The sequence below is a fragment of the Shigella sp. SIG6 genome, assembly GCF_053555815.1.
Map to the genome: position 1 here is coordinate 1 of NZ_JBQZXC010000257.1, position 1,613 is coordinate 1,613.

General features: G+C 48.2%; 3 protein-coding genes. 1 reads left to right on the forward strand and 2 read right to left on the reverse strand.

All coding sequences use genetic code 11. From position 1 onward, the window contains the following. On the forward strand, positions 1 to 175 hold a 175-nt coding region (locus tag ACUU1M_RS20105), incomplete at its 5' end, for a CbrC family protein (protein ID WP_449144778.1). Between the two features lie 61 nt (positions 176 to 236). On the opposite strand, the gene ACUU1M_RS20110 is transcribed toward ACUU1M_RS20105, so the two are convergent. Next, positions 237 to 959: a glucosamine-6-phosphate deaminase gene (locus ACUU1M_RS20110; protein ID WP_000766893.1), complete on the reverse strand. Its 723-nt coding sequence runs from the start codon at positions 957 to 959 to the stop codon at positions 237 to 239. 14 nt (positions 960 to 973) lie between these two features. Then, positions 974 to 1,613, reverse strand: a 640-nt coding sequence (locus ACUU1M_RS20115) for an alpha/beta hydrolase (protein ID WP_449144777.1), incomplete at its 5' end; no start/stop codon positions are given.

The following is a 1,613-nucleotide window of genomic DNA, read 5'->3' on the forward strand; positions in this document are numbered from 1 at the left end:
GAATGATATAAAAGATCGCCTCGATGAATTTGCCAACCTTGAAGAAGATTGTGAGAATTTCGGTATTAGAAATTCTGATCTAGCTAAATGCCTGCAAAAGGGTGGTGATTGTCAGGGTTATCTCTTCCGCTGTCTCCACTGCGGCAAGCTGAGACTGTGGGGTGATTTTTCGTAGTCATTTAAATAATGAGAACAGGCCGGAGCGTAATTCATACATCCGGCCTTATTTCTTCAGCTTAACCGAACGCTAATTCTGCGGCAGCGGCTTTATCAGCGATTACCATCAGCGAAGGATGCAGCTGCAACACGGAAGCTGGAACATCTTCGGTAACCGGACCTTGCAGCACATTTTTCAGTGCCTGCGCTTTACCTGCGCCACTGACAATTATCAGCAAGTTTTTCGCCGCCATGATGCTTTTCGGCCCCATCGTCACGTAGCTGTCAGGCACTAACGAAAAGTCGCCGCCCAACTCACCATGCGCCACAATATCAACCATCTCTCCCTGGATCGGGAACTCCACGGTTTGCTCATGGAAATGGGGCGTATTCGGCAAATTGCCACAAAAATGACCATCTGCACCTAATCCCAGCACCACCAAATCCAGGCCGCCTTCACGCGCCAGTTTCTGATCATGCTCGCGGTAGTTATCAATAGTGAGCTTCTGGATATTCTCTTCTTTGATCCCCGCAGGGGTGAAAAACAGATTACGCAGATTGGTAATCGTTACGCCTTCTCCCTCTTTGCCACGAAAGGGAATTTCATCGAAATTATAGAAATAGCAGTTATCGTACCAAGGCTTACCTTTAACCAGGGTGGTGAGGTATTCATACATGCCTTTGGGCGTGCTACCGGCGGTAATTGCCAGGTTAACACGACGCGTCTTCGACATATAACCAAGCAGATGGTGTGCCGCGACACGGCTCATTTCCTGGTAATCTTCGGTAATGATTAATTTCATCTTAATGCCTTATTTTATTTAAATAATTTCTGTACGAAGGCTGCATAGGCAGGCCGCCAGACATCCATTTCATGGTTCAGGCCGGGATATTCTTGGTAATCAAACTTAATTTTTTTCTGCTCAAGCTCAGTTTTCAGCCCGGCGATATCCTTGCCGGTTACGACATCTTTATCACCAACGACCACAGTAAAATTACGTAGTTGCTGGTTAATAGCTGCCGGATCGTTCAGCCGGGCCGCGACACCTTCATCCGGTACGGTTGTCGTGGTAACACCACTGAATGTGGCCAGCCAGCCAAAGCTTTCCAGATGATTCATTCCGGAAACCAGCGCCTGGTACCCGCCTTGTGAAAGCCCTGCCAGCGCGCGACCATCGGCATCTTTACGGACACTAAAACGCTTGCTAATCAGCGGGATAATATCGTTCATCAGTTCGCGATCTGCCGCTTTAGCATTCAGCGGATAAAAGACTTTACGTCTTTCCTGAGGCACGAAATCTTCGGGAATAATGCCCTTCGCATCGGTTTCGGTATCCGGGATCACCACCAGCATCGGTTTAATTTTCCCTTCAGCCAGCAGGTTATCCATGATTTGCTGGATACGCCCCTGATCGATAGCGGAACGTCCGGTATCACCAAAACCGTGATAGAAATAG